17 protein-coding genes and 6 pseudogenes are annotated in these 26,836 nt (G+C 61.6%); 13 read left to right on the top strand and 10 right to left on the bottom strand.

Going from position 1 to position 26,836, the window contains the following annotated elements; all coding sequences use genetic code 11:
* Nucleotides 1-4 precede the first annotated feature (4 nt).
* A pseudogene (locus RSPPHO_RS19300) lies at nt 5-379 on the bottom strand (transposase); the annotation flags it as partial.
* Nucleotides 380-684: 305 nt separating this feature from the next.
* Here RSPPHO_RS19300 and parA point away from each other — a divergent pair.
* The 5 genes and pseudogenes from parA to RSPPHO_RS13290 form a co-directional block, all read left to right on the top strand.
* On the top strand, nt 685-1,314 hold the full coding sequence (gene parA / locus RSPPHO_RS13310) for a ParA family partition ATPase (protein WP_014415733.1): 630 nt from the start codon (nt 685-687) through the stop codon (nt 1,312-1,314).
* Nucleotides 1,311-1,541: a hypothetical protein gene (locus tag RSPPHO_RS13305; protein ID WP_014415732.1), complete on the top strand. Its 231-nt coding sequence runs from the start codon at nt 1,311-1,313 to the stop codon at nt 1,539-1,541. The genes parA and RSPPHO_RS13305 overlap by 4 nt, the downstream gene beginning before the upstream one ends.
* A gap of 214 nt (nt 1,542-1,755) precedes the next feature.
* Nucleotides 1,756-2,757 (top strand): annotated as a pseudogene (locus RSPPHO_RS13300) (IS256 family transposase); the annotation flags it as partial.
* A 72-nt stretch (nt 2,758-2,829) separates the two neighbouring features.
* On the top strand, nt 2,830-3,909 hold the full coding sequence (locus RSPPHO_RS13295; RefSeq protein WP_041795552.1) for an IS5 family transposase: 1,080 nt from the start codon (nt 2,830-2,832) through the stop codon (nt 3,907-3,909).
* A 131-nt stretch (nt 3,910-4,040) separates the two neighbouring features.
* A pseudogene (locus tag RSPPHO_RS13290) lies at nt 4,041-4,250 on the top strand (transposase); the annotation flags it as partial.
* 347 nt (nt 4,251-4,597) lie between these two features.
* On the opposite strand, the gene RSPPHO_RS19295 reads toward RSPPHO_RS13290, so the two are convergent.
* Together RSPPHO_RS19295 and RSPPHO_RS19290 are read right to left on the bottom strand one after the other, a co-directional pair.
* A complete protein-coding gene (locus RSPPHO_RS19295) occupies nt 4,598-6,988 on the bottom strand; it encodes a glycosyltransferase (protein WP_081581781.1) in 2,391 nt (796 codons plus the stop codon).
* A 28-nt stretch (nt 6,989-7,016) separates the two neighbouring features.
* The gene (locus RSPPHO_RS19290; RefSeq protein WP_081581780.1) at nt 7,017-9,548 is read right to left on the bottom strand and encodes a glycosyltransferase family 2 protein; all 2,532 of its coding nucleotides are present in this window, start codon (nt 9,546-9,548) and stop codon (nt 7,017-7,019) included.
* Between the two features lie 591 nt (nt 9,549-10,139).
* Between RSPPHO_RS19290 and RSPPHO_RS21230 the strand changes: the two are divergent.
* From RSPPHO_RS21230 to RSPPHO_RS13260, 3 genes and pseudogenes are all read left to right on the top strand, one after another.
* Nucleotides 10,140-10,622, top strand: a pseudogene (locus RSPPHO_RS21230) (transposase); the annotation flags it as partial.
* Nucleotides 10,623-10,689: 67 nt separating this feature from the next.
* A complete protein-coding gene (locus RSPPHO_RS20185) occupies nt 10,690-11,355 on the top strand; it encodes a DUF7146 domain-containing protein (RefSeq protein ID WP_014415728.1) in 666 nt (221 codons plus the stop codon).
* Nucleotides 11,356-11,670: 315 nt separating this feature from the next.
* A complete protein-coding gene (locus tag RSPPHO_RS13260) occupies nt 11,671-12,630 on the top strand; it encodes a DUF2493 domain-containing protein (RefSeq protein WP_041795543.1) in 960 nt (319 codons plus the stop codon).
* A 224-nt stretch (nt 12,631-12,854) separates the two neighbouring features.
* Here the strand turns inward: RSPPHO_RS13260 and RSPPHO_RS13255 are convergent.
* Together RSPPHO_RS13255 and RSPPHO_RS13250 are read right to left on the bottom strand one after the other, a co-directional pair.
* Nucleotides 12,855-13,932, bottom strand: a pseudogene (locus tag RSPPHO_RS13255) (IS5 family transposase).
* Between the two features lie 240 nt (nt 13,933-14,172).
* Nucleotides 14,173-14,454: pseudogene (locus RSPPHO_RS13250) on the bottom strand (IS5/IS1182 family transposase); the annotation flags it as partial.
* A 99-nt stretch (nt 14,455-14,553) separates the two neighbouring features.
* Here RSPPHO_RS13250 and RSPPHO_RS13245 point away from each other — a divergent pair.
* The 4 genes from RSPPHO_RS13245 to RSPPHO_RS20180 all read left to right on the top strand — a co-directional run bounded on the left by RSPPHO_RS13245 (nt 14,554) and on the right by RSPPHO_RS20180 (nt 19,139).
* On the top strand, nt 14,554-15,042 hold the full coding sequence (locus tag RSPPHO_RS13245; protein ID WP_051013879.1) for a hypothetical protein: 489 nt from the start codon (nt 14,554-14,556) through the stop codon (nt 15,040-15,042).
* A complete protein-coding gene (locus RSPPHO_RS13240) occupies nt 15,039-18,380 on the top strand; it encodes a tetratricopeptide repeat protein (protein ID WP_014415722.1) in 3,342 nt (1,113 codons plus the stop codon). Before RSPPHO_RS13245 ends, RSPPHO_RS13240 begins: the two co-directional genes overlap by 4 nt.
* 92 nt (nt 18,381-18,472) lie before the next feature.
* Nucleotides 18,473-18,976 carry a hypothetical protein gene (locus RSPPHO_RS13235; RefSeq protein ID WP_041795541.1) on the top strand — a complete coding sequence of 168 codons (504 nt, stop codon included), beginning with the start codon at nt 18,473-18,475 and terminating at the stop codon, nt 18,974-18,976.
* Nucleotides 18,966-19,139, top strand: a complete 174-nt coding sequence (locus tag RSPPHO_RS20180; protein WP_014415721.1) for a hypothetical protein — start codon at nt 18,966-18,968, stop codon at nt 19,137-19,139. The genes RSPPHO_RS13235 and RSPPHO_RS20180 overlap by 11 nt, the downstream gene beginning before the upstream one ends.
* Here the strand turns inward: RSPPHO_RS20180 and RSPPHO_RS13230 are convergent.
* From RSPPHO_RS13230 to RSPPHO_RS13215, 5 genes are all read right to left on the bottom strand, one after another.
* Nucleotides 19,114-19,407: a hypothetical protein gene (locus RSPPHO_RS13230; protein WP_041795540.1), complete on the bottom strand. Its 294-nt coding sequence runs from the start codon at nt 19,405-19,407 to the stop codon at nt 19,114-19,116. The two genes, RSPPHO_RS20180 and RSPPHO_RS13230, sit on opposite strands and share 26 nt — an antisense overlap.
* Nucleotides 19,408-19,446: 39 nt before the next feature.
* The gene (locus tag RSPPHO_RS13225; RefSeq protein ID WP_014415719.1) at nt 19,447-19,785 is read right to left on the bottom strand and encodes a CCDC90 family protein; all 339 of its coding nucleotides are present in this window, start codon (nt 19,783-19,785) and stop codon (nt 19,447-19,449) included.
* A 22-nt stretch (nt 19,786-19,807) separates the two neighbouring features.
* Nucleotides 19,808-20,023: a restriction endonuclease gene (locus RSPPHO_RS22065; protein ID WP_422610598.1), complete on the bottom strand. Its 216-nt coding sequence runs from the start codon at nt 20,021-20,023 to the stop codon at nt 19,808-19,810.
* A 656-nt stretch (nt 20,024-20,679) separates the two neighbouring features.
* Nucleotides 20,680-24,207: a transcription-repair coupling factor gene (mfd, locus tag RSPPHO_RS13220; RefSeq protein WP_173391152.1), complete on the bottom strand. Its 3,528-nt coding sequence runs from the start codon at nt 24,205-24,207 to the stop codon at nt 20,680-20,682.
* Nucleotides 24,208-24,215: 8 nt separating this feature from the next.
* Complete coding sequence (locus tag RSPPHO_RS13215) at nt 24,216-24,485, bottom strand: FAD assembly factor SdhE (RefSeq protein WP_014415717.1); 270 nt, start codon at nt 24,483-24,485, stop codon at nt 24,216-24,218.
* A 246-nt stretch (nt 24,486-24,731) separates the two neighbouring features.
* On the opposite strand from RSPPHO_RS13215, the gene recG reads away from it, so the two are divergent.
* Nucleotides 24,732-26,813 carry an ATP-dependent DNA helicase RecG gene (gene recG, locus RSPPHO_RS13210; protein WP_041795538.1) on the top strand — a complete coding sequence of 694 codons (2,082 nt, stop codon included), beginning with the start codon at nt 24,732-24,734 and terminating at the stop codon, nt 26,811-26,813.
* The last annotated feature ends 23 nt before the right edge of the window (nt 26,814-26,836 follow it).

Genomic DNA, 26,836 nt, shown 5'->3' with positions numbered 1-26,836 from the left:
AGAACGCCACGCTGACGATGCGGCCGTCCTGGCGCACCTTTACATAGGTGCGCGTCGAGCCAGATAGGGCCAATGCCCTCAAGCGACCGCTCCAGGAAGGTGGCGATCTTGCCGTCGATCTCGCTGCAAAGGCGCGAAACTTAGCTCTTCTAGATCCCAGTCATCCCCCATCGCCTTGACCAAGCTCATCCACCGGACGGGTTGAGATGCCCTGCACATAGGCTTCCTAGATCACCGCGGTCAGCGCCTTTTCCGCCATTCGGCGTGGTTCCATGAAGCTCGGCAGGTACCTGCCTTTCTGCAGGCGAGGGATGCGCGCCTCCACCGTCCCGGTCCGCGTCTCCCAGTCCCTTTCGCGATACCCGTTGCGTTGAGCCAGCGCCGCTGGCCCGGATTGCTACACCGCTCCACGGGACACGATCGATCGAAATCTTGGCGGGCCTCACAATGACGCGTTGGCGACCTGGCCCAGAAAGTTTGCCGATCAGGAACGCGAGCGCCCGCAGATGCGTGCGCTGCCTCCCGGCGAAGTGGCCGGGTTGCGCAAGGACATGGCCGAGACCTCCGGCTGGAGGTGGAACGAATTGGCCCGGCGGAAAGCTGAAAAAGAGGAGTCTTGACCGCTTGCATGTTTTACGATTTTCTGTAAATCACCAATAACGCAAAATTAGAAAAGATGAAAACATGATCGTCGGACTTCTGAATCAGAAAGGCGGAGTCGGCAAAACAACCCTGAGCGTAAACCTAGCGGCAAGTTTGGCTCGCACCGGGGCGCGGGTGCTGCTGATCGACGCCGACCCCCAGGGTAGTGCCTTGGATTGGGCCGCTGCCCGGCAGAGCGACCCGCTGTTTTCCGTGGTCGGGTTGCCCCGGCCGACCGTTCATAAGGAAATCGGGCAGATTGGCCAAGGCTACGACCACATCATCATCGACGGCCCTCCGCGAGTCACCGACCTTACCCGCTCGGCCATCATGGCCGCTGACGTGGTGCTGATCCCTGTGCAGCCTTCGCCCTACGACATTTGGGCGGCCGACGAGGTCATGAAGCTAATCGACGAAGCCCATGTATATAAAGAAAAACTTAAAACTTCATTTGTGGTGAATCGTAAAATCGTAAATACGGTAATTGGTCGGGACGTGGGAGAGGCGCTGGCGGCCTACCCGGTGCCGACGCTGGCGGCCAGCGTCACGCAGCGCGTGGTGTTTGCGGAGGCGGCAGCCCAGGGGCTGGCCGTCCATGAGATTGACCTGGAAGGCCCGGCAGCGACCGAAATCGAAGCCGTAGCGGCCGAACTAATGGAGTTCGCACGATGAGCACGAAAAAAATTTCGATTGGAACCAAACCCTCGGCCAAGTCAGCGTCGGCGGCCGCCGATGCCTGGGTGGAGAGCCGCAGCACTGGCAACGTGCCGGAGCCGATGAAGCGACTCACCATTGACGTGCCGGAGAGTCTGCATCGCTCGATCAAAACGCAATGCGCCATGCGTGGCACCAAGATTGCCGACGAGGTGCGCGAGCTGCTTTTGCAGAAATACGTATAATCGTAAAATCGTGTTTCTGTGTTTTAGCTACTAAAGGTTCCCTATGCCACTCAAACGAGCCCGAATAGTGTCCCGAGGAGTGGTGTAGGCGTGCTACCAGGATAGCCTCTCCGGTCGGCTACGCCGCCCTATGGGGCTATCCTGGTAGGGGGGGATCGTGGATCTTCGGTAACGTTTGGTCACCACAACAAAACCCTAACCGAGGGTGACCACGATGACCGACGAGATGATGGCACTGCGCACGATGCTGGAAAAGGGGGCCGATGCCGATGTTCTGCGGGACATGATCGGCTTTGCCACGCACCGTCTGATGGAGTTGGAGGTGCAGGCCCGTACCGGGGCGGCTCTGGGGGAGCGCTCGCCGGACCGGCTGGCGCAGCGCAACGGGTACCGGGATCGCGATTGGGAAACCCGGGCCGGAACCGTGGAGTTGCGCATTCCCAAGTTACGCAAGGGAAGCTATTTCCCTGGGTTCCTGGAGCCCCGGCGTATGGCTGAGAAGGCTCTGACCGCCGTGATCCAGGAGGCCTACATCCAGGGTATTTCCACCCGTTCGGTCGATGATCTGGTGCAGGCTATGGGGATGTCGGGGGTGTCCAAAAGCCAAGTCAGCCGCCTGTGCGCCGATATCGACGACCGCGTGAAGGCTTTCCTGACCCGACCCCTCGAGGGAGAGTGGCCGTATCTCTGGATCGACGCCACATACGTGAAAGTCCGCCAGGACGATCGAACCATCTCTGTTGCCGTGACCATCGCCATTGCCGTTAATGCCGATGGGCGGCGCGAAGTCTTGGGCATGGATATCGGCCGGTCGGAAGCGGAACCCTTCTGGACAGATTTCCTGCGCAAACTGAACCGAAGGGGCCTGAAAGGCGTCAAACTCGTCATTTCAGACGCCCATGAAGGCATCAAATCCGCCGTTTCCAAGGTATTTTGCGCCACTTGGCAACGCTATCGCGTCCATTTCATGCGGACCATTCTTGCTTATGCCGGCAAAAACGCTCGGCGCGTCGTGGCCGCCTTTATCGGAACGGCTTTCGCCCAAAACGATGTCGCTTCGGCCCGGGCGCAGTGGCGTCAGGTGGCTGACCAACTGCGCCCCAAGGTCCCCAAGCTTGCCGCCTTGCTTGACGAGGCCGAAAGCGACGTCTTGGCGTACATGACCTTCCCCAAGGAGCATCGGGCCAAAATCCACAGCACCAATCCCATCGAACGGACACCTCGAAAAACCCTGGCTCTGAGCGGTGTCTGCTGATTCAATAAGCCCCAGGCCGTGTTGGAGGGAACGATGGGTCGGCAGCCTGGGTTCTTCGATCTTGAAGAGCGGTATGCGGAGTTGTCGAAGGCGGGCGACCCGCTGGAGAAGCTGCTGAGGGTGGTGAGCTTCGAGGCGTTCCGCTACCGGCTGGACAAGGCGTTGAACCGCAGCGACCGAGCCCGGGGCGGCCGTCCGCCCCATGACGCGGTTTTGATGTTTAAGATCCTGGTGCTTCAGGCGCTGTACAACCTGTCCGACGATCAGGCGGAGTTCATGATCAACGACCGCCTGACGTTCAAACGCTTTCTCGGCCTAGGGCTGGCGGACAAGGCGCCGGACGCCAAGACGATCTGGCTGTTCCGCGAGACGCTGACCGAGGCCAACGCGATCGAGAAGCTGTTCGCGGTGTTCGACGCCAAGCTGAAGGAAGGCGGCTATCTGGCGATGTCGGGGCAGATCATCGACGCCACCATTGTGGCGGCGCCGCGTCAGCGCAACGACGACGACGAGAAGCAGGCGATCCGCGAAGGGCGCATCCCTGACGGCTGGGAAGAGACCCCGCACAAGCTGGCCCAGAAGGACAGGGATGCTCGCTGGACCCTGAAAAGGGCCAGAGCGAAGACGCCGAAGGCGGAAGGCGCCAAGGGCGTCGAGATCGCCATCCCGATATTCGGTTACAAGAACCACATCTCGACCGACCGGCGCCACGGCTTCATCCGGCGCTGGGCGGTGTCCTCGGCCGCCGAGCACGACAGCCGCCGCTTCCGCGAGGTGCTCGACAGCGGCAACACTGGTGCCGACGTCTGGGCAGATACCGCCTATCGCTCGCGCAAGAACGAGGAGTTCATGGCGAAACGGGGCCTGCGCTCGAAGGTCCATTTTCGCCGGGCACCGGGCAAACCACTGTCACAGGCCCACGCTAAGGCCAACGCCGCCCGCTCCAAGGTGCGCTCGGCCGTCGAGCATGTCTTCGCGTGCCAGAAAGGGCCGATGGCCCTCTTCGTCCGCACCATCGGCATCGCCAGGGCCAAAACCAAGATCGGCATGGCCAATCTCGTCTACAACATGCGCCGCCTAGTCTGGTGGGACGGGAGAACTGCGCCCGCATGACGGCCGAAAGGCCGAAGAGGGGGCCGTAACGGCCCAAATACCACGGAATTCAGACCGAAATAGCCCCCAGTCTCAGCTCGGGCGCCCCGTTTTCCTATCCAAACCGTCCAAAAACTCGGTTCTTCGAGGTGTCCGAACGCCTCAACGGGGAGATCAAGCGCCGCACGGACGTCGTGGGGATCTTTCCCAACGAAGCCGCCATCACTCGTCTGATCGGGGCCATCTTGATGGAGCAAAATGACGAATGGGCCGTTCAACGTGCCCGCTATATGACACTGGAATCCGTCGCCCCCTTGGGCGATGATCCCCTCTCATGCTTGCCGTCCGTCACGGCGGCCTGATCACTCCGGCCAAACCTCCCGGAAAGAAAACGGCGACCACCCTATTACACCACGCAATGGGACACGACCGCCCCGTGAGCAGTTACCAGATCACAACCCGATCGAGCGGCCAGCGACATGCGGGCCGTTCAAGGCCGGTTTCCGGAGGTGTCCAGATCGCTTCAACCACGATCCGTACCATCAATTCCCGGGACCAAAGGAGATTTTGGATAACACCGCCTCTGATGTGTGGACCAACAGCGCCTACCGCTCCGAGGCCAACGAGACGTTCCTCGCCCAAGCCGGCAAGGTCAGCCGCATAAGCCAAAAGGCAAACCGATGCCGAAAGAACGCTCGACACACCCTTTTCATGCAAGAAGGCGCGTCAGAGCCGCTTCTGCCGAAATAGGCGACACGACAAAAACATTGGGGAAAAAACGCGCCCGTTCAGCTGGTGCCCCAATATCAAAAATCACGACCGGCCGTCCGAGCGCTATCACCTCATCAAAAACAAGGCTGTGTGTTTCTGGCCAGATCGATGGAATAAGAATTATATTACATTTTCGCTCTATCAGAAGACTTGATAAATTTTCTGGTGTGTAAGGTCCGTTGTCATGAAAGCATGATGCTGTAAATTGACGATCAATATTGCCAAAAAGCTCGAATGATAAAGGGAGGTTACGGGAAACAGTTAGGGAGACCATTTCATCTACAACATCGGAACCTTTGGCAATATTTATTCCTCCAACAATAGCTACCCGACGCGGAAGTGTGAGAGGCAGAGGAGAGGTTGAAATCACAGGTTCGGCGAGATGAGGCAGGATCAAGACCGTTTGGTCGCGTAGAGAAAAAATACGACGCATCAGGGCCGCAGACCCCCGTGAGAAGAAGATGTGGCGGTCCGCAGCCTCCATCAGGTCAGCCCAGGCTCTCCTATGGCTCATGATATCGGACGAAGTATCTACCCCACGGGCCTCTCGGTTCTGAGGGAGACAGATGGCACAGTGATCGGGGGAGGGTAGAGCACAAAAACGGCGGTTGCTCCCGATCAAGGTAAAAGAAGGGCAGAGCGGGAAAAAGTCGTGATGCATCACTTTGACAGTCATGCCGTGCTGGCGTTTGTCGGCAATCAAACGTAAGAGCTCTCCAAGCCCTTCAAAACCCACCAGAGAGTTGACCAGGATTTCACCTGAAGAAAGCGCTGAAAAGACAGCCGCGAGATCAGCAAGCCCTTGGCTTGGAACCTCAAGGGTACACAATGCAAGATGTACTGTGATGTCCACGGCCGCTTCCGGCATATCGGCGCGGGTCTCGGCACTCGGCTGAACCAAGACAACCAGACGCCCTTCGTCGATCAACCGTGCCATCTCCTTTTGGCGGACCCAAACGGCTCCGCCGCTGTCGCCATGATCGAAAACAACGACAGGGGAAATTCCACCCAAGCAGGTGGAAAGCCTCAAAAGGGCAGCTGCCCGAAGCGGGGCCGGAGGATCGGCCGCGATATAATCCTGAACTTCGGCGTCAAAGCTCGGATACCGCTGTCGAATAATCTCACTTGAATGCTCAATTGATACCGCCTTTTCCTCTACGGAAAAGCTACCACCATGTTTGTGACGGACGAAAACCGTGGGCACTAGAACATTCACAAAGCCATGGGAGAGGGCGCGACGACACCAGTCCACCTCTTCACCATAGCCTCGACCGAAAGCTTCGGTATCGAAAAAGCCTATCGTGTTTAGGACTTGGCGAGAAAATGCCATACAGAAACCGACCCCCGTCGGAATTTCCAGGGGGCCAACGGCAAATCCTCGCACCACGGCGTCGATGACGTCCACTGACCCGCCTAGGGGCATTGGGTTGTCCCCAGGCATCATGGGAAAACCACAGATGGTCCCAGCATTGGTCAAAGGAGTTGCGCTAGCAATCTTGGGGGACGCATCAAGCGGGGCGACGAGACGCTCAATCCAGTAGGGTGGCACTTCTGTGTCGGTGTTTAAGACGACGACATGCCCCTCTGGATTACGCTGTAAGGCGATGCGGACACCGGCCGATGTCGCGCCAACGTAGCCACTGTTATGTGCCATCTGCACGACGGTGATATGGTCGTGTGCCGCCCGCAGAGCGACAAGAAAGGCGCTAATGGTCTGATCCGTATTTCCGTCATCAACAAAAAATACAGGATGCCGATGATCTGTGTTTTCCAACAAACTGCGCATGAGTGGAGGGAGGAAAATTTTTCCTCCAAACACCGGAACCACGATCGATACCGGATGAATAGGGGGGGATGGTAAAGGTGTTGTTCCTACTTTTGCAAGAATTTGCCCAAGGCGTCCACCGCACACAAGTGAATTTGCAAAACCTAGCCCCCGATCTGTGAGGAAACGAAAGCTAAGTTCTCTCGCACCATCACTTGCGAGCAAACGCCAATCCCGATGACCAGAACCGTAACGCTCCAACAAAGGAAGGACCCCTTTGCCCCCCAGGCCTTCAAGCTGCAAAGACACACTCCTCGCAGCGACTGGTAAGCGACAGGCAAGACGAAATCCCGAGCGATCCGCTTGAGGATTCTCCAAGGCAATGGCTACGTCTCGACGCGATAAGCCGTTCCGAGAACGCCCCCCTGGAGCTGGTTGGCCATCAACCAAAATCTTTAAATCACAGGCGCCATATTTTTGATGAAAAGCCCATCCGCTCACCTCGATTTGACTACCAACAGAAATGCTATCTATACAAAAATTATAGCATGATCCCTCAGTCATTAAATTCACCTTGTCCCATTTCTATTTTTTAATCTGGAAGCGGGCGCAACAGCTGATAAGGCGTTGCATATGGCTCGAAATGAGGATTGTAAAATGGATCAGCATGCAGTCGCCCACCCCACCGTTCTCGGAAGCGCCGAGCTTCTCCAGCCAGACGTTCCTTTTTCTCCGGCGTATCATCGGCACCACGTGTCTGGGTTTCGTGGTGGATTAGACGAGCATGTGGGGTCCAGAGAACCCGCAGACCACGATGTTGAAGTTTTAAGCAATAGTCTACGTCGGCGTAAGCTACTGGAAAATTAACCATATCGAAGCCATCTACGGCGTCGAAGGCTTCCCGGGATGTCAACAGGCACGCGCCTGTAACCGCCGAAACGGTGCGGGGCAAAACTGCCTGTCCCAGAAGACCGGGCTCATCGGCACCTAGGCCAGCGAAAGCATGTTCCGCCACCCCATCAATACCAAGAATAACCCCAGCATGCTGGATTGTCTCATTAGGATATAGAAGCTTCGCTCCTACCGCTCCCACACCAGGACGAGCCAATAATGCCATCATCTCCGACAGCCATTCCGACTCGATGGCGACGATATCGTTGTTAAGAAAGCACAGTGCTGCTCCCCGACATGCCGAAACAGCTGCGTTGTTGATGGCAGCCCAGTTGAAATGACCTCGGTATTCGACCAGACGAACCCTCGAATCTCGAGTCATGCTCTCGAAAAAATGATGGGATTTTGGATCTATACTCTCGTGATCGACAAGAACAATCTCAAAATCCTGGTAATCTGTTTTAGAAAGAACACTAGAAATACATGAAAAAACAAGATCTGCTGCATCTTTTGTAGGTATAATAATAGAGACTTTAGGGACTGCGACAGGCAGCGGGTAGCGGACACGGGCACTGAAGAGCCCGCCAGTGCGAAGATATGCCTCCCGATCCGCGATAACGGCAGCGCGGGAGCCGGTTCGCTCGTGGTGCTCGTGCACCGCCCTCTCTATCTTTGCGAGGATAACGTCCGGATCCCCGCTTCCTGAAAGGGAGGTCGGATTAACCCGCCAGTGGTATAAAATTCGAGGAATATGCCGGATTCCAGCCGGGCCGACCCGCTCGTAAAGACGAAGCATCAGGTCGTGATCCTGTGCCCCCTCAAACCCTTCGCGCAACCCGCCGACATCAAGCACTAGCTGCCGCTCAACAACCAAAAGGTGACATACGTAGTTGATTGCGCTCAAAAGCTCAGGGTCGAAGTCAGGCTTGAAAGCCGGAGCCGTGTGCCGGCCGTCGGGGGCAATGCGGTCTTCGTCACTATAAATGACAGGACTCGGGACAGCAGCCAGAGATTCAGCAACACTGAGCAAAGCCTCTGGAGCGAGGCGATCATCGTGGTCAAAAAAAGCGACGTGACTCCCCATCGTGATCGCGAGAGCTCGGTTGGTGTTGTGACTGACTCCAACTCGTCTTTCCCCAAAAACCACACGAATCCGGGAATCGCGTTCAGCCTCACGCCGCAGAAGGAGACGAACTGCGTCGTCACATGAAGCATCGTCGGCTACACACAGTTCCCAGTGTTCGTATGCCTGAACCCGGACAGACTCAATTGCCTCAGCAAGCATCCATAGGGGAGGATCACAAACCGGCATCACCACCGAAAACAGAGGCCTTGAGGCCACCGCTGCCGCCCGCTCTTTCCACTCCCGCCGCCGCAACGCGGTTTCAGCGTAGTGATTATCATAGTAAAAAGCATAGTCTGAGAGTGAGTATGCAGAAAAGCGCCGCCTTCTAGGCCAGTCTTGTTGCAATTTATTAAGAATATCTCTCAACTCATCAAGGCGATCAGCCAATTTATCATTGTCATCAGATGAAGATTTATTGCTATTTATAGTAAATGGACCATAAATTACTTCCCCACTTATGCTATCGCAAATAAAAAGGTTGCCTTCAGAACGGTAAGGTATCGTTGTTTCAAATCCATGTGCTGCAGATGAAAAGTGCGTTAATAAATCACGCCGCTGACGATTAGCTACCGTTTTTGCCACAAGCTTATCATCAATAATCAAATCAATTTCAACTGACTCACCCTCATCAGCTGTATTAATGGCCCAACCGATTACCCTGGTTCCTTCAATTGCATCAACATTGGCTGCTAGCGAGCGTGCCACGACAGTTGAACAGCTGTCAGGGCACTCTAAAAGAAAGCCGTTTGCTGCGATACGAACACTTATTGACGTATATCTCGGATCCAGGCCAGGAAACAAAGCGGCCAGATCAATGTCAAAACCACATCGGATCGAACGACCTAGAAGTTGAGAAATAGCACCACTGTCGCGGTCAGGCCAGAAGGTGACCGCCCCAGTTCCGGCTGTCACAACTAAACCGACAGGACGATCCGGATCAACCGTTGATAAGACCCACCCGACCAATCGGGTCCCCTCAAATTTTTCCAACCGGCCATAAAAAGGTTCCGTTGCCGAACGACGTCCAAGATCGCCGGTCGTAACCCCAAGTGGGGAGGGGGACGGTGAAGACGGAGGTGCGGCGTGTGGTTGGGCTGACAAAAMCATGGCCCCTTTCTGTGAATGCGGTGTGCCCGCAAGTGAAAAGCCTATTTCCAGGGAGAAATGAAAACTATGCGAATTTAGGCACGTCCTTCAAGCCACTCCTTCCTGTATGAGATGCAGGCTTCGCTATCTCTTCCCCTTTGGGTCATCGTCAGAAAAAGATCAGGAACAAAAACAATCATCCATATAAACTAGACCGCCGAAAGAGGGCTATTTCGATCGTGTCCCGTGGAGTGGTACAGCAGGCAGTCCCGCGCGGGGTGGGCAGTCATTGTCGATCTTCGGTAGGGTTTGGTTGCGAACATCAACCGAACCAAGGATCAGAGCGATGACCGATAAGATAATGGGCCTTCGCGGCTTACTGGAAAAGAGCGCGGATGCCGACCTAGGGCGCGAGATGATCGGCTTTGCAGACTCTAGATGTTTGGTCCCGCGCGGGAAGATCGTGTCCCGAGGAGTGGTGTAGGAGCGCTGCCAGGATAGCCCCGTAGGGCGGCGTAGCCGTCCGAAGGGGCTATCCTGGCAGGGGCGGTCATCGTGGATCTTCGGTAAAGTTTGGTCACCACAACAAAACCCTAACCGAGGGTGACCACGATGACCGACGAGATGATGGCACTGCGCACGATGCTGGAAAAGGGGGCCGATGCCGATGTTCTGCGGGACATGATCGGCTTTGCCGCGCACCGTCTGATGGAGTTGGAGGTGCAGGCCCGTACCGGGGCGGCTCTGGGGGAGCGCTCGCCGGACCGGCTGGCGCAGCGCAACGGGTACCGGGATCGCGATTGGGAAACCCGGGCCGGGACCGTGGAGTTGCGCATTCCCAAGTTACGCAAGGGAAGCTATTTCCCTGGGTTCCTGGAGCCCCGGCGTATGGCTGAGAAGGCTCTGACCGCCGTGATCCAGGAGGCCTACATCCAGGGTATTTCCACCCGTTCGGTCGATGATCTGGTGCAGGCCATGGGGATGGTCGGGGGTGTCCAAAAGCCAAGTCAGCCGCCTGTGCGCCGATATCGACGACCGCGTGAAGGCTTTCCTGACCCGACCCTCGAGGGAGAGTGGCCGTATCTCTGGATCGACGCCACATACGTAGGATGGTCCGCGTTATCAGTCGGCAGCCTCGGGATCATCCGACGCCGCGCGGCAGTTGTTTCGCCAGGGGCAGCCGCTGCCCGGTACCCTGGCCGAGGCCTATCTGCGGGCACGCGGCATCACCGGTCCGCTCGATCTCCCCGCCCTGCGCTTTCACCCGGCGCTGTGGTACCGTCCCCATCCCGACGCCCCCCGCCAGAGCTGGCCGGCGCTGCTCGCCGCCGTCACCGATGGCGCCGGCCGGATCACCGGGTTGCAGCGGACCTGGCTCGACCGCGACCGGCCGGCCAAGGCCCCGCTTGCCACCCCGCGCCGAGCGCTCGGTCATCTGCTCGGTAACGCGGTCCGCTTCGGTCCCGTCAGCGACCTGCTGGCGGCGGGGGAGGGAATCGAAACCATGCTGGCGGTGCGCTCGGCTCTGCCCGCTTTGCCGGTCGCCGCCTGTCTGTCCGCCAACCACCTCGCTGCTTTCGATTTTCCACCCGGTTTGGTCCGCTTGTATGTCGCCCGTGACAACGATCCTGCCGGTCGCAATGCGGTGGAGCGGCTGATCGCACGCGGGGCCGCCCAGGGGATCGAGGTCCAGCCGCTGCTGCCATGGGGCGAGGATTTCAACGCCGATCTGCTGCGCTTCGGCCCCGATTGGCTCCGGGGACATCTGGTCGGGCAACTCGTCCCGGACGATGCGCGCCGGCTCCTCGGTCACCGGGAGTGGGGCTGATCGGGGAGCGTTTGTCCGGTCTTCGGGGTGAGCAAAACGGACAGGAAGGGCGCGGCGTGGGCTCCCCGATACGCCTGGAGCCGCGGCCCACGGCCTTCCCGTGCGGGGGATCTGCCAGGGCGCGGACCGGGCGCGCAAGGACCGCCCCGCTTGCTTTCTTCCCCGGCCTGCGGCCTCCTCGCGCGGCAAGAAAGCGCGGGCCACTCCTCCTCCGCCGTTGGCTTCGGCCCTCTCGGGTGCGCGCCCGGATCGGCCCCGGCAAGGGATCCCCGTGAAGGCCGCGATGGGCGCGGTCCCAGCGACGAGGAGCCCGCCATGATCCCCACCTCCCTCCCGTTTCTTGATCCAGATCCCGAGAGCGAACCGGAAGCTCACGTCCAATCCGCCACCGCCAGCCTGCTCAACGAATTGACCCTCTACGGCTATCGCCCCGGTCAGGACGAGCCCGATCCCCGCCCGCTGCCCGAGCCCGAGATGGTGCGGGGCGAACTCGCCGGCATCGTCGATGCCCTTGCCGCCCTGCTGGCCGACACCCGGCTCGAGGACGATCTCGCCGACCTGCTGTGGTCCTTCGCCGCGATCTTCCACCGCAAGATCGACCGGCTCGAACGCGATCTCGACGCCAACGAACAGGCGCAGAACCGCTCCCGACTGGAACAGAACGGCTCGGAGGTGCGCTCGGTCGAACTGGAGCGGCTGATCGAACAGGGCCTCGGTCTGATCGAGCGCCGCAACGCCTTCGAGTTCTTCCGCGACACCGCCGCCGAGCGCTACGAGGTGGTCACCGGCTCCGCTTGGCGGCCGCGCGTCGGCTCGATGGTCAACCATCGCGCCCTCACCGCCGCGGTGATCGACAGCCGGGACTTTATCGCCGCCCGCCACCGCGCCGATACCCAGGTGCTGTTGCCCCCGGGGGCCTGGATCGCCTTCACCGGCGGGGCCGAGTGCAACGACCATCGCCGCATCTGGGATGTGCTCGACCGCGTCCGGACCAAGCATCCCGACATGGTGCTGCTGCATGGCGGCAGTCCGAAAGGCGCCGAGCGGATCGCCGCCTGCTGGGCCGACTCGCGCAGGGTGGCGCAGGTGGTGTTCAAGCCGGACTGGACCCGCCACAAGAACGCCGCCCCCTTTAAGCGCAACGACCAGATGCTTGAGGTGCTGCCGATCGGCCTGATCGCCTTCCCCGGCTCCGGCATCAGCGAAAACCTCGTCGACAAGGCCCGCAAGCTCGGCATCCCGGTGTGGAGATTCGGCTCCGAGGGCGGCGCGTAAGCGCCGCTTTGGGCAGGAGCGGTCGCTTGCGTCGAGGTTCGGCTATGGCAAAATGGACACCTCCGGAAACCGGCCTTGAACGGCACCGCATGTCGCTGGCCGCTCGATCAGGTTGTGATCGGCGTTGCGATCACTGATTTTTCCGGGTCGGGTGGTATGAAGCGGGTGACGAGCTCCCAGGATCGGCGGCATCCCCCCTGGGAGGGCGCCCGGTCGGGCGCAGATCAGGCGAGTTCGGCCTGACGGTCGAGCCAGGACCAGCGCTTCATGTTGTAGGCCATGTTGGCGAGCGTGATCGCTGCCCTGGCGCGGGCGAGGCCGATGGTCCAGATGACCAGCCCCATCCGACCCTTCACCCTTCATCTCGGCGAAGACATGCTCGACCCGGGAACGGATCCTGGATTTCACCGCGTTGGCCCTGGCGGTCGCCCGAGGCATCGGCTTGCCCTTGGGCTTCTTGCGGTGGATGCGGCTGACCTTGCCGGCTTTGGCAAGGAACGCCTCGTTGGCCTCGGAGCGGTAAGCGCTGTCGGCCCACACGTCGGAGGCGGTCTTGGCCGGATCGATCAGCCCCTCGCGCAGTCGGGCGCCATCGGCTGCGGCCGCATCGGTGACGAGCGCGCGGCGGATGATCCCGTGCTTGCGGTCGATCGAGACGTGGTTCTTGTACCCGAAATGAGGGATGGCGATATCGCCTTGAGGTGTGCCGTCCTTTCTGACCTTTCCCTTGGAAAACTTCACCGTCCAGCGGGCATCGCGATCCTTCTGCCGCAGCTTGGCCGGCTTGTCTCGCCAGTCCTCCGGAACCTTGCCCTCCTTGATCGTCTGTTTCTTGGCCTCGGTATTGCGTTGGCGCGGCGCCGACACCAGCGTCGCGTCGACGATCTGCCCCGACATCGGCAGATAGCCCGCCTCGCTGATCGCCCGGTCGAGCCGCTGGAACAGATCGTCAAACGCACCGGCCGTGATCAGCGCTTCGCGGAAATCCCAAAGAGTGTTGGCATCCGGCACAGCATCGCCCGGCCCCAGGCCGCAGAACCGCATCCAACTCAGCCGGTCGCGCACCAGGTACGTCGTCCGACCCAGCGCCAGACCGTGCAGCGACTGCAAGACCAGCATTTTGAATTTCAAAACCGCGTCAAAGCCGGGCCGACCGCCCTTCGAGGTCGCACTCCGTCGCCGGACCGCACGCTCCAGAACCGGCCGGAACAGTTCGAAATCCACCGTCTTCGACAGCGTCTCCAGCGGATCGCCCTCCGCCGAAAGTTCCGCCAGACGACGCTCGACATCCCAGAACCCAATCTGAGGTGTCCAACTGCTGAACCTGACGCGACAGCCGGTCGAGGCGGCGGGTGAACGCGGCTTCCTGCAGTCAGCGCCGTTGGGCGACAGGAAGGAGGCGACGGCGGGACACCTCGAAGAACCGAGTTTTTGGACGGTTTGGATAGGAAAACGGGGCGCCCGAGCTGAGACTGGGGGCTATTTCGGTCTGAATTCCGTGGTATTTGGGCCGTTACGGCCCCCTCTTCGGCCTTTCGGCCGTCATGCGGGCGCAGTTCTCCCGTCCCACCAGACTAGGCGGCGCATGTTGTAGACGAGATTGGCCATGCCGATCTTGGTTTTGGCCCTGGCGATGCCGATGGTGCGGACGAAGAGGGCCATCGGCCCTTTCTGGCACGCGAAGACATGCTCGACGGCCGAGCGCACCTTGGAGCGGGCGGCGTTGGCCTTAGCGTGGGCCTGTGACAGTGGTTTGCCCGGTGCCCGGCGAAAATGGACCTTCGAGCGCASGSCCCGTTTCGCCATGAACTCCTCGTTCTTGCGCGGGGGCATCTGGATGGTGACGTTCGTCGATCTGGTTTTGCTGCTCTTTGGTTTTTTGTTTTGTTGTTTTCCATGTCGAGCCTGGAGACTGCGGGCCCCATGCCCGACGCATTGGCCGTCTTGCCAACGCGCGCCGACGCCCCGATCCGTCTTGAAAAGACTCCGGCCCGTGCCGACGCCAATATCGGCGCCCGGTCCCAGCCTCGGGCGGCGGCGACCGAGTACCTGACGGTGTTGCTGCGTGACGCCCTGGACCGCGTGCCGACCTTGCGCCCGCTCCGATTGGACAACGAGGGCGACGATGTCAGACTCTCGGTACCGCCCGCCCTGTGGAGCGGGGCCGCCCCGGGCCTTGGCGACCTTGCCGCCCTTCTCGACCGCCTGGATAACCGTGTCATGATCATCGCCCCCATTGTTAAGGGCGACAGCGTCGCCTGGAGCCGAGGCCTCACCGAGGCCGGGCGCGCCGCCGACGCCTTGCGGACCGCCGGCTTTTCCCGTGCTCTTGAAACCCGTGTGCGCCCGGCTGGGGCTGGCGCCCCGGCTGGTCTTCTTGTCCTGATTTCCGGGGAAAGGGAGGGATCATGACGCCCACGCGCCCCCGTCGCGTCCCGTCCGCCGCTGCCCTGGCTCTGCCCTTGTGTCTGGCTGCGTGGCCCTCGCAAGCCCAGGAGGTGCGTGCCGCTCCCCACGCCGATTTCGGTCGCTTGGTCTTCGATTGGCCCGCCGCCGTGACCTACAGCGCCAGCGTGGTGGGGGGCGCCCTGGTGGTGCAGTTCGATCGGCCGTTCTCCGGCTCCATCGCCAGCATTGCCCAGGTCTTGCCGGGCTATATGGGGCCGGGCAAGCTCAGTTCCGACCGCCGCACCTTGTCTTTCCCCTTGAAGGGTGAGTACAAGGTCCGCGATTACAAGAACGGCGGCACGGTCGTCATCGACCTGTTGGGAACCCCGGCCGGCGCCCCCGCCTCGACCACCCCGCCCTCGCCCAAGGCCGGCGTCGCAACGCCCCCGCCCGCCCCCACCACCGCCGCCGCCGTGCCGGTGCGCACGGGGGTGCACGACGACTTTACCCGGGTGGTGTTCGATTGGCCGCGCGGCGTCGATTACAACGTGGAGAGCCGCAACGGCCAGGCGGTCGTCACGTTCCGCCGTCCGGGCCGGGTGGACACCGGCCGCCTCAACCGCGACCTCCCCGAGGGCCTGGGAACCGCCCAGGCCACCGACAGCCCCTCTGGCCTCACCGTGACCTTGCCCTTGCCCCCGGGCGGCAGTGTGCGGCATTTCCGCAGCGGCAACAGCGTTGCCGTGGATCTGGTGGGCAAGGCCGCCCCGGCCAGCCCGGCGCGCGCCAGTGCCGGCGCGGTGGAGCCGCCGCCGCCCGCCCCCACCACCGCCGCGRCGCCGCCGGCAGCCGAGCCCTCGCGACGGGCCGCCGTGCCGGCGCCGGCGCCGGCCGCCTCGTCGGAACCACCGCCCCGCGATCCCCCGCCCTCGTTCGTCACCCGAGGTACCCCGGCCGGAGCGGTGCCCGGAGTTGAACAGCGGTTGAGCGAGCCGCAGCAAACGGCCGCCGCGCCCAGCGCCGGCGGCGAGTTGTATACCGTGTCCTTCTCCTGGGATCGCCCGGTCGCGGCCGCCGCCTTCCGGCGGGCCGGCTACATGTGGGTGGTGTTCGACCGCTACCAGCAAGCCGATATCCGGGCGCTGCGGGTGACCGGGGGGCAGGCGGTCAAGTTCGCCGAACAGGTGGATGTGGGGCCCGGGGCAACGGCGGTGCGCCTGATCGTGGATCCGGCGTTCAACCCCAGCTTCCGCCGCGAGGGTCTGCTGTGGATCATGGATCTCCAGCGCCAGTCCCTGCGGCCGCGCACGCCCATCCAGGTCACGCCGCAACCGCGCTCGCCGGTGGGCCCGCGGCTCTATCTGCCGGTCAGCGAGGGCGGCAACGTCGTTCAGGTCAAGGACCCGGAGGTCGGCGACACCATGATCGTGGTGCCGGTCATTCCGTTGGGCAACGGCGTCTACCCCGCCCAGGCTTACCCGGATGTGGTGCTGCCGGTGACGGCCCAGGGGGTTTTGGTCGAGCCGATCAGTGAAGGGGTTCAGGTCACGTCGAGCCGCCAGGGCGTCGAGGTGACGGCCGAGGGCGGCTTGCGCCTGTCGCGCGACCTGGAGCGGGTCGCCTTGGCCGCTCCGTCCGAGGGGCTCTCGGCGATTTTTGACATCCCACGCTGGCGAGGCAACCCCGACGAACCCTTCCACGAGCGGCGCGATGCCTTGATGGAGGCGGTGTCGATCGCTCCCGAAAGCCGGCGCAACGAAGCCCGGCTCGAACTGGCGCGCTTCATGTTTGCCAACGGCTACGCCGCCGAGGCCATGGGCATCCTGCGCACCATCGCCGCCGCCAGCGAGACCATGGAAAACCGGCCAGCCTTCCGCGCCCTGCGCGGGGCCACCGAATTCCTGATGGGGCGCTACCCGGAAGCGGTGGAAGATCTGGCCCACCCCAGCCTCGCCGACGTGGACGAGGCCGCCTTCTGGCGGGCCGCCGCCCAAAGCCGCCTGGGCAATCCCGAAATCCAGGCCTCGACCCTTGATGCCACCAGCGGCGTCATTGGGTCCTATCCCGACAGCCTCAAGGTACCGCTGGCCCTGGTCGCCGCCGAATCGGCGATTGCCGCCGCCAACGACCTCTCGGCCCATAATTTCCTGGAAGCGGCGACCAAGCCCACCAACACCGTGCACCAGCAGGCCCAGTTGGCCTACCTCGACGGCCTGTTCCAGGAAACGCGCGGTGCCTTCGATGCGGCGCTTGACGCCTACCACAAGGCCGAGGAACTGAATTCGCCCAAGTGGTCGCCCTTCTCCCAGCGCCGACGCCTGGAGTTGGAGCGGCAGTTGGGGCGCATTGGCATTCCCGAGCTGATCAAGGGGCTCGACCACCTGCGCTACTCCTGGCGCGGCGACGAGTTCGAGTTTTCGATCCTGCGCCGCCTCGCCGACCTTCATCGCGAAAACCGCGATCCGGGCGCGGCGCTGCGCGTGCTCAAGTTGGCCGCCACCTATTTCCCCAACCGACCCGAGACCGCCGAGGTCAGCGACGAGATGGCGCGGATCTTCGAGGACCTGTACCTCAAGGGCGGCGCCGACGCCTTGTCGCCCATCACGGCCATCGCGCTTTACGACGAGTTCCGCGAACTGACGCCGGCCGGCGACAAGGGCGACGAGATGATTCGCAAGCTGGCCGACCGTCTGGTCAAGGTCGATCTTCTGGAACAGGCAGCGGCGCTTCTGGACCGCCAAGTGCAAACCCGCCTGCCCCAGCCGGGCGAACAGCGAGCCAAGGTGGGCAGCCGCCTCGCCCTGGTGCGCCTCCTCAACAACCAGCCCGAGCAGGCCATCAACACCTTGCGCGCCACCGAGGGCGGGACCTTGCCCGAGGCGCTCAATGCCCAGCGCGTCCACCTGGAGGCACGCGCCCTCGCCGACCTCGGCAAACCCAACGATGCCATCGTCCGCCTGGAGGACGACAACACCCGCGATGCCCAGGTGCTACGCGCCGAAATCTACTGGAAGGCCCAGAACTGGCCGGAAGCGGCGCGCGCTATCAGCCGCCTTGTGCCGCCGCCGGAACGCGGCCAGACCCTGCGTGAGGCCGACGCCATGCGCACCTTGGACTGGGCCACCGCCTTGACCCTGGCCGGCGACGAACCTCAGGCGGCTTTGCTGCGCCGGCGCTACCTGGACGTTCTCAAGGGCACCTCGGTGCACGATGCCTTCGACCTGATCACCAGCCCGGGTGAACGCGGTTTGCCGGATTATCGGACCTTGAACGAGAAGGTGGCACAGGCGGACAATTTCCGCTCGTTCCTGGCTGGGTATCGGGAGCGGCTGCGTAGCGAAGGGCTGAGTTCACTGAATTAATATAGGGAAGGCTGGGGAGGCGGGCCTCCCAAGACCCCACTATAAACAAAAAAGCCCCGCGCTGGGCGGGGCTTGGGAAGAGGGTGGGTGTGATGAGCGATCAGGCGGAACAGGGGTCAGCGGAGATAGGCATCTCCAACCATGGCTCGGCGCTGGAAATTACCGAGGAAATGAGGGAAATTATGCGCAAAAACTCTGCGGCGCTGGAAGAGATGATGGGCGTTAAGGTGGTTAGCGAAGGTTCGCGTGTCCGGGTAATCCGGGGTGATGGCGTTGATATCACCGAGCGCCTGTGTGCACCTGAACTGCGGTGTGTGTTTTCTGTTGGGCCGACTCCCCCAAGACTTGAAGTGGGTGTCTTGATTTCCACCGAGTTTCACGCAGATGTCACGCGGGCGTTTGCTCTCGATCCAGAGACTATGGAACGCAAGGAAATTCGGCGGCTTGAATTCGTAGACGGGAAAGTCGTTGAATACCCCATCGTTTGGCTTAGAGACTTACCTACCGAAGACGCTGAGAAGGCGGCTGGCTTTATAAGGAGTGATTCCACACCGACAGTTGAAGACTTGGTAAGGGCGGTCGTTATTGCGCCGTGAAATTGAGCTTATGAAAGCGAGCGCCTCCAGCGCGTTGGAGGAATTTGTATCGGTCTTGCGCAACTGCACTGGGCGGGCCGCATGGGCCAAATTCAAATACGACGATGATGAATTTGATGATTTTCTGGCCGAATTATTTAATCCGGATCAAAAGCGCGGTTAACAACTTTTACGATTCTTGCAAGCGCATTACTTCGCGACTCCGCTTCCACATCGCTTACCCCTTCGCTGCTGATCCCGCTGGAAAGGGCTGAAAGAACCTCTTCTTTTGAGAGGATGCCCTTTTCAATGAGCGGCTTTATAATAATAATGGAGACTATGGAAAGGGCCTTTTGAAGACCAATAATAGTATCTTGGGCAACCTTAGTGTGCCCCTCAAAAAGGTTTGCCACTTCCTTGAGAATTTCTTCCTTGAGAACTTCATTCATCATAGTTATCCTTCATAAGGTTGAACAAAAACAAGCATTCCACTAATTACCCATCACCTTGACCAAAATCCCAACCATCAACGCGAGCTGGGCCATCGACAGGCCAACAACCCATCGGATCACATCGACGCGCACCGCCGCCATTTCGGCTTTCAGGTCGGCTTTGGTTTCTGCGAGCCCCGCCTTGGTCTCGGTCCTTGCCTCCGCGATGTCGGCCTTTAGCTCGTTCCTCACATCGGTGATCTTCGTCTCAAGCCGATGCGCCACGGCCTCCAGGTCCGCCTTGCTGGCGGCTTGGGTGTCCATGAACTCGGCCAGGGCTTCGACCTGCTCTTGGGTGAAGCCGGATCGCTGGAGCTTGAGGATTGCGGATGCGCTCATGGCTGGCCTCCTGCCTCGGTCGTTACCTAGTCACACGCTCTTCGCGGTGCCATCGGATCAACTCGTCCCCATCCACCAACACCACACGATCGGATTTTGCTGCCGAAGCCTGGGCTGGTGTAGAAAAATAGGACGTGGTGACAATGTATCCTTTAAGTGCCTCATTCTCTCCAGGCAATATAACGCTTCCAGACCCAATAATAACATGTTTTCCTAAAAAAACATGGGCAACCTTCACATTCAAATAATTGTGTGGAACAGTAGGATTTGTTAGTGATTTTCCTGAATAGTCATCTGAACTAGAATAAATTTTAACATCTTGTGATAGTCCAGAAAAATCTGATAAGGTTACACCCCCAGAACATCCGATATAACAGCCACTTCCTATGTGAATGTAGTTGCCAATCGAAATATATCCTGAATATGACGATATAACAACATTGCCGTCAATGCGAACATTGCTTCCTATTTCTATATTATTTAAACCAATAATCGTTGAATTCTTTGCTATCTTTACATTTTACCAATTTTTTAAAGCCAAAAGCCATCAAATCTTCTGATTCAAAGTATCCTTGATCAAAAGGATTCTGAAATTCATGGCGGCATGTCATAGAGCCCTCCTTTTCTTAATTAAAACAAAAACAAAATAAAAATATGTTTTAAAATAAGGCCTTAGCTTTAGAGCCACATAGACGTATAAAAATGAATTATACTTAAATTTAGAGGTTTGGAAAAATATTTTGCAACACAAGAGGAATTTGGCAAAATAACCACCGGATCGAGCCGCGGGAGCTGGGCACGAGCGATCCGATGGCTATCGGATTGAAGTTCTTCACCTTGCTTATGAAAGGAGGGGTCTGGGGAGGCCCCGCCTCCCCAGCCTTCCCTCTATCTCTACCCCTCCCGGGCAATCCCGGCCAGAGCCCGCATCAAACTGGTCAACCCATCCAGGCGGTGCTTGGGCCCCTCCCAGTCACGGCGCACCACCAAACGATGGTCGGGCCGGAGTTTAACGGTGGCCACATGCTGGCCAATAAAACGAACCAATCCAGCGGGATTGGGGAAGCTGTTATCACGAAAGGCGAGCACGGCCCCCTTGGGTCCGGCATCGACCTTTTCGACATTGGCCTGCCGGCACCACACTTTGATGGTCACCACCCGCAGCAGGTTTTCCACTTCCGGGGGCACGGGGCCGAAGCGGTCGGTCATCTCGGCAGCCAACTCGTCCACGTCGGCCTCGCTGCCCACGGTGGCAATGCGGCGATAGAAGCCCAGGCGCAAGCCCAGGTCGGGGACATAGGCCTCGGGGATGAGGATGGGGGTGCCCAACTGGATCTGGGGCGACCAGTCGCTTTCGTCGCTCTCGCCGGCCCCGTCGCGGGCCGCCGCCACCGCTTCTTCCAACATCTGCTGGTATAGCTCGATGCCGACTTCCTTGATGTGGCCCGACTGTTCGTCGCCCAACAGGTTGCCGGCGCCGCGAATGTCGAGATCGTGACTGGCCAGGGTAAAGCCGGCCCCCAGGCTGTCGAGCGTGCCCATGACCTCCAGGCGGCGCATGGCGGCCTTGGATAGGGTGCGGCCCGGCGGCAAGGTGAGATAGGCGTATCCGCGCGTGCGCCCGCGCCCGACACGGCCTCGTAACTGGTAGAGCTGGGCCAAGCCGAACATGTCGGCCCGGTGGATGATGATGGTATTCACCCGCGGCATGTCGAGACCGCTCTCGATGATGTTGGTGGCCAGCAAAACGTCGTATTGCCCCTCGGCGAAGGCCGTCATCACCTCCTCCAGCCGGCTGGCCGCCATCTGACCGTGGGCCACGGCGACGCGCAGATCGGGCACCAGGGCCTGCAACCGGACCATCACCTGATCAATGTCGGAGAGGCGCGGACACACGTAAAAGCACTGACCGCCCCGATAGCGCTCGCGTAAAATGGCTTCGCGCACCACCACCGGGTCATAGGGCAAGACAAAGGTGCGCACCGCCAGCCGATCAACGGGCGGGGTGGCGATCAGGCTCATTTCACGAACGCCGGTCAGGGCAAGTTGCAAGGTGCGGGGGATGGGGGTGGCGGTCAGGGTCAAAACATGCACATCGGTGCGCAACTGCTTGAGCCGTTCCTTGTGCGCCACCCCGAAATGCTGCTCCTCGTCGATGATGAGCAATCCCAGGTTTTTGAAGGCGATCCCCTTGGCCAGCAGGGCATGGGTGCCCACCACGATGTCGAGGGTGCCCCGGGTCAGTTCCTCCTTGACCAGTTTGGTATCGCGCGGCGTGACCAAGCGCGACAACTGGCTGACCCGCACCGGCAAGCCTTGAAAGCGATCGCGGAAGGTCAGGTAATGCTGGCGGGCCAGCAAGGTGGTGGGCACGACCACGGCGACCTGCCGCCCGCTCATCACCCCGGCGAAGGCGGCGCGCAGGGCCACTTCGGTTTTGCCAAAGCCGACATCACCACAGACCAAGCGGTCCATGGGACGGCCCGAGGCAAGGTCGTCCAGGGTCTCGGCGATGGCGCGCAACTGGTCGTCGGTTTCGCTGTAGGGAAAGCGGGCGGCGAACTCGTCGTAGAGCCCTTCCGGGGCGACCACCACCTCGCCGACCTTGAGCTGGCGGACGGCGGCAACCTTGATCAGTTGCTCGGCCATGTCGCGGATGCGCTGCTTGAGCTTGGCCTTGCGCGCCTGCCACGCCACCCCCCCCAGCTTGTCGAGGGCCACGCCGGCGACCTCTGAGCCATAGCGGGTTAAAACATCAATATTTTCAACGGGAACATAGAGCCGGTTGTTATCGACGTAGAGCACGCGCAAACAGTCGTGGGGAGCGCCGCCGGCGGTCAGGGTCTCCAGGCCTTCGTATTGACCAATGCCGTGCTCGGCATGGACCACGAGGTCGCCCTCGGTCAGGGCCGAAATGTCGGGGATAAAGCGATCGCCCAGGCGCTTTTTCCGCACGGGTCGCGTCAGGCGATCCCCCAGAATATCGGCTTCCGTAATGACCGCGAGGTCAGGGCTTTCAAAGCCGCGTTCAAGCGGCAGGGTCACCACGGTGACGGCCTGGGTTTTGCGGGCCTTGTCCAACGCCTCGGCCCAGGTCTCGGCCGGGGCGACGGGGGCCAGACCGTGCTCGCGCAGCACCCCGGCCAGACGGTCGCGGGCGCTCAACGAGGCAGCCGTGATCACCACCCGGTGGCCCTGGCCGCGCAGGCTTTCGGCGTGGGCGCGCACGGCATCGTAGACATTGGCCCCGGGCCGGGCCCGCACATCGCCAAAATCGTGGCCGGCCCGCCCCTTGAAGTCGAGAACCGGCCCGCCCGCTTCGACATCGACAGCGACAAACGGGCTGAACACACCACCCGGGCGAGGCTGGAGATGCCGGTTGAACTCGTCGAGGTCGAGGAACAGGCGGGGCGGGGGCAAGGGGTGATAGATCATCGCGCCATCGCTGCCCAATCCTTTGGTGTTTTCTGTGGACTGGGCGACCAGGGTGCGCGCCTCGAAATACTCCATCACCTGATCGAGACGGCCCTGAAGGGCCGCGTCCAGACCGGGATCAAGAGTCACCGGGCCCTCGGGCACGTAGGCAAACAGGCTGTCCATGCCCTCGTGGAACAGGGGCAGCCAGTGTTCCATGCCCAGGTGGGGCCGACCGGCAGACACGGAATCATAGAGGCTGTCGTTCGAGGCCGGCGTGCCGAACAGTTCGCGGTAGCCCGAGCGAAAGCGGCTGATCGAGGCCTTGTCGAGCACCACCTCGCTCATCGGCCGCAACACCAAGGCGTCGAGCGGACCGATGGTGCGCTGGGTTACGGGGTCGAAGCGGCGCAGGGACTCGACGTCGTCGCCAAACAGATCCACACGCACCGGCTCGGCGGTGCCCGGGGCAAACAGGTCGATCAGCCCCCCGCGCACGGCATACTCGCCGGGTTCCATGACCTGCTCGGCCCGGCCATAGCCGTGGCGCCCGAGATAGTCGAGCAAGGCCTCGGTCGCAACGCGAGCCCCGACCTTGAGGACAAAGGTCGCCGCGGCCAGGGTCTCGCGCGGCGGTACGCGTTGCAAGATGGCCGAGGCGGTGGTCAACACCAACCGGCCCGCCGCCGGAGGAACCGGAGCATCGGCCAGTCGGCACAAGGTGGTCAGGCGGGTGGCGACAATATCGCTGTTGGGCGAAACCCGGTCATAGGGCACGCAGTCCCAGGCGGGGAACTCCAGCACCTCGATCTCGGGATAAAAGAAGGCCACGGCCGCCGCGACCCGGGCCAGACGAACGTCGTCGCGGGCGACATGCAGCACGGCGGGGGCGCCACTGGCCACGAGACGACCTAGGATCAGGGCGTCCAGGCCCTCGGGCACGCCAGCCAAGGTGGCGCGCGCGGCGGGCAGGGTTTGAAGCAAAGTCTTCACCAGGGTCGATCCCATGCGTGCCGTCAAGGATGGAGGCGGAAGGCCTTGAGAAGGTCCATGACATCGCTGTGGTAGCGCTCGGGCGTGGGCGAGCGTTCCATGATCCAGTCCATGATGTCGAGGTCGTCTTCTTCGAGCAGGGCTTCAAGGCGGTCGAGTTGGTCCTCGGTCAAGGCGGGCACCCGCGCGCGGGCGAAAGCGCCGATGAACAGGTCCGCCTCCTTGGAGCCCCGATATTGGGCGCGATAAATGAGGCGTTTGCGGCGCAGCGACAGCGAGGCAGGATCGGTCATGCGAGGGACTCTTCAACGAAGGAAAGACGCGGCCGTGGCCTTGTTATATAGACGAGCGGGGGGCCCCTGTCAGCTTCGTGTTCCCGAGGGCCATCGGGTGATTGGGGCTTCTGGTCAGGAAAGACAAAAAGAGGCAGGCTGGGGAGGCGGGGCCTCCCTAGCCCCCTCCGATCCTAGGGCGCCTCCCCAGCCTGCCTTATCTTGCCTTGTTCACCTGATGGCCCAGAGTCTTCCCGGAAGCTATTGATGCGCCCCGAGTGTCTTAATTCCCTGTTTCGTCCCCTAGCCTCCCTAAAGGGAGCGGGCAAGACCACGGCCCCCCTCATGGCTAAGCTGGTGGGGGGCGAGAAGGCGGTGGACTTGTTGTGGCATCTGCCAAGTGGCGTGGTCGATCGCCGCTTCCGCCCCAAGGTGGCCGAGGCCCCGCCGGGCGCCCTGGTGACCTTGCAGGTGGTCGTGGAGGTGCATCAGGCCCCGGCCCCCAACGCCCCCTCCCCCTACCGGGTCTTGTGCCGCGACGAGACGGGCTTTGTCACCTTGGTCTGGTTCCGGGGCCGGGGCGACATGCGCGGCTTGCTGCCGGTGGGCGCCGAGCGGCTGGTGAGCGGCAAGGTCGAGTTTTTTGATGGGGTTCCGCAGATCGTGCACCCCACCGTGGTGCCTCTTGATCAGGCCGACACCTTATGTCGGGTGGAGCCGGTCTACCCCTTAAGCGCCGGCGTCACCAACAAGGCCCTGGGCCGGTTGATTACCCAGACTCTTGACACGGCTCCCGATTTGCCCGAGTGGCTGGATGCTCCCCTCAAGGCCCGCGAGGGATGGCCCGACTGGCGGGCAGCGGTGCGCGCGGTCCATGCCCCGGAGACCCTCCAGGACCTGGACCCAACCACCAGTGCCCGCCGGCGGCTGGCCTTCGACGAACTGCTGGCCGGGCAACTGGCCCTGATGCTGGTGCGCAACGCCGCGCGCGAACGCCCTGGACGGGTCCTGGCCCCCACCGGCCGGTTGCGCGCCCCAACCCTGGCGGCGGTGGGCTTCGCCTTGACTGGTGCCCAAACCCGGTCGCTGGCCGAAATCGACGCCGACCTGACCAATCCGTCGCGCATGCTGCGGCTGCTGCAAGGCGATGTCGGCAGTGGCAAAACCGTGGTGGCCCTGCTCGCCATGCTGGCGGCGGTCGAAAACGGGGCGCAAGCGGCCCTCATGGTCCCGACCGAGCTGCTGGCCCGCCAGCACCTGGAAACCCTGCGCGGCCCGTGCGCGGCGGCGGGCGTGTCGGTGGTGCTGCTCACCGGCCGTGACAAGGGGCGGGCACGCGAGGCCCTGCTGGCCCGGATTGCCGAGGGAAGCGCCCAGATCGTGCTGGGCACCCACGCGTTGTTCCAAGACGACGTGGTGTTTCACGATCTGGCCGTTGCGGTGATCGACGAACAACACCGCTTCGGCGTGCAGCAACGCTTGGCCCTGGCCGCCAAGGGGCGGGCCGTGGATGTGCTGGTGATGACCGCCACCCCGATCCCTCGCACCCTGACTTTGACTCAGTATGGCGACATGGATGTCTCGCGCTTGGACGAAAAACCGCCCGGGCGCCAACCGCCCGACACCCGGCTGGTGTCGCTGGAGCGGCTGGGCGAGTTGGTGGCCGCCGTGGGACGGGCGGTGGCTGGGGGGACCAAGGTGTATTGGGTCTGTCCGCTGGTCGCCGAGTCCGAGACCAGCGATCTGGCCGCCGTCGAGGCCCGCCATGCCGTCTTGAACGAGGCTCTGGGAGGACGGGTCGGCTTGATCCATGGCAAGCTCAAGGGCCCCGAACGCGATACGGTCATGGAGGCCTTTGCCGGCGACGGTCTGGACGTTTTGGTCGCCACCACCGTGATCGAGGTGGGGGTGAATGTGCCGGCAGCCACCGTGATGATCGTCGAGCACGCCGAACGCTTTGGCCTCGCCCAATTGCATCAGTTGCGCGGCCGCATCGGGCGCGGTGGCGGGCGGGCGACCTGCCTTTTGGCCTATGCCAGTCCTTTGGGCGAGGTCGCCCGCCAGCGTCTTGAGATCCTGCGCGCGACTGACGATGGCTTTTTGATTGCAGAGGAAGACCTTCGGCTCCGCGGCGGCGGCGAGGTTCTGGGCACCCGCCAAAGTGGCCTGCCCGGCTTTCGCCTCTCCGACCCCCTGCTGGTCGGCGACCTGTTGGCTACGGCCCGGGCCGATGCCCAACGCCTTGTGGCGATGGACCCGGGCTTGCAGGGCCCCCGCGGCAACGCCCTGCGCACCTTGCTCTACCTCTTCGAGCGCGACGCCGCCGTAAAAACCCTGCGCTCAGGATAAAGGAAAGGAGGGGTCTGGGGAGG

This window comes from Pararhodospirillum photometricum DSM 122 (assembly GCF_000284415.1).
In the GTDB taxonomy this organism is placed as follows: Bacteria; Pseudomonadota; Alphaproteobacteria; order Rhodospirillales; family Rhodospirillaceae; genus Pararhodospirillum; species Pararhodospirillum photometricum.
Note: the sequence above shows the minus strand (reverse complement) of the source record. Positions and strands in the feature narration are given on the sequence as shown.

Coding starts and splice junctions, on each gene's coding strand:
- RSPPHO_RS13230 (WP_041795540.1), bottom strand. CDS start 19,407: ATGATGAATGAAGTTCTCAAGGAAGAAATTCTCAAGGAAGTGGCAAAC.
- RSPPHO_RS13305 (WP_014415732.1), top strand. CDS start 1,311: ATGAGCACGAAAAAAATTTCGATTGGAACCAAACCCTCGGCCAAGTCA.
- RSPPHO_RS13245 (WP_051013879.1), top strand. CDS start 14,554: ATGCCCGACGCATTGGCCGTCTTGCCAACGCGCGCCGACGCCCCGATC.
- RSPPHO_RS13215 (WP_014415717.1), bottom strand. CDS start 24,485: ATGACCGATCCTGCCTCGCTGTCGCTGCGCCGCAAACGCCTCATTTAT.
- recG (WP_041795538.1), top strand. CDS start 24,732: ATGCGCCCCGAGTGTCTTAATTCCCTGTTTCGTCCCCTAGCCTCCCTA.
- RSPPHO_RS13260 (WP_041795543.1), top strand. CDS start 11,671: ATGATCCCCACCTCCCTCCCGTTTCTTGATCCAGATCCCGAGAGCGAA.
- RSPPHO_RS19295 (WP_081581781.1), bottom strand. CDS start 6,988: ATGACTGAGGGATCATGCTATAATTTTTGTATAGATAGCATTTCTGTT.
- RSPPHO_RS13235 (WP_041795541.1), top strand. CDS start 18,473: ATGAGCGATCAGGCGGAACAGGGGTCAGCGGAGATAGGCATCTCCAAC.
- mfd (WP_173391152.1), bottom strand. CDS start 24,207: ATGGGATCGACCCTGGTGAAGACTTTGCTTCAAACCCTGCCCGCCGCG.
- RSPPHO_RS13295 (WP_041795552.1), top strand. CDS start 2,830: ATGGGTCGGCAGCCTGGGTTCTTCGATCTTGAAGAGCGGTATGCGGAG.
- RSPPHO_RS13225 (WP_014415719.1), bottom strand. CDS start 19,785: ATGAGCGCATCCGCAATCCTCAAGCTCCAGCGATCCGGCTTCACCCAA.
- parA (WP_014415733.1), top strand. CDS start 685: ATGATCGTCGGACTTCTGAATCAGAAAGGCGGAGTCGGCAAAACAACC.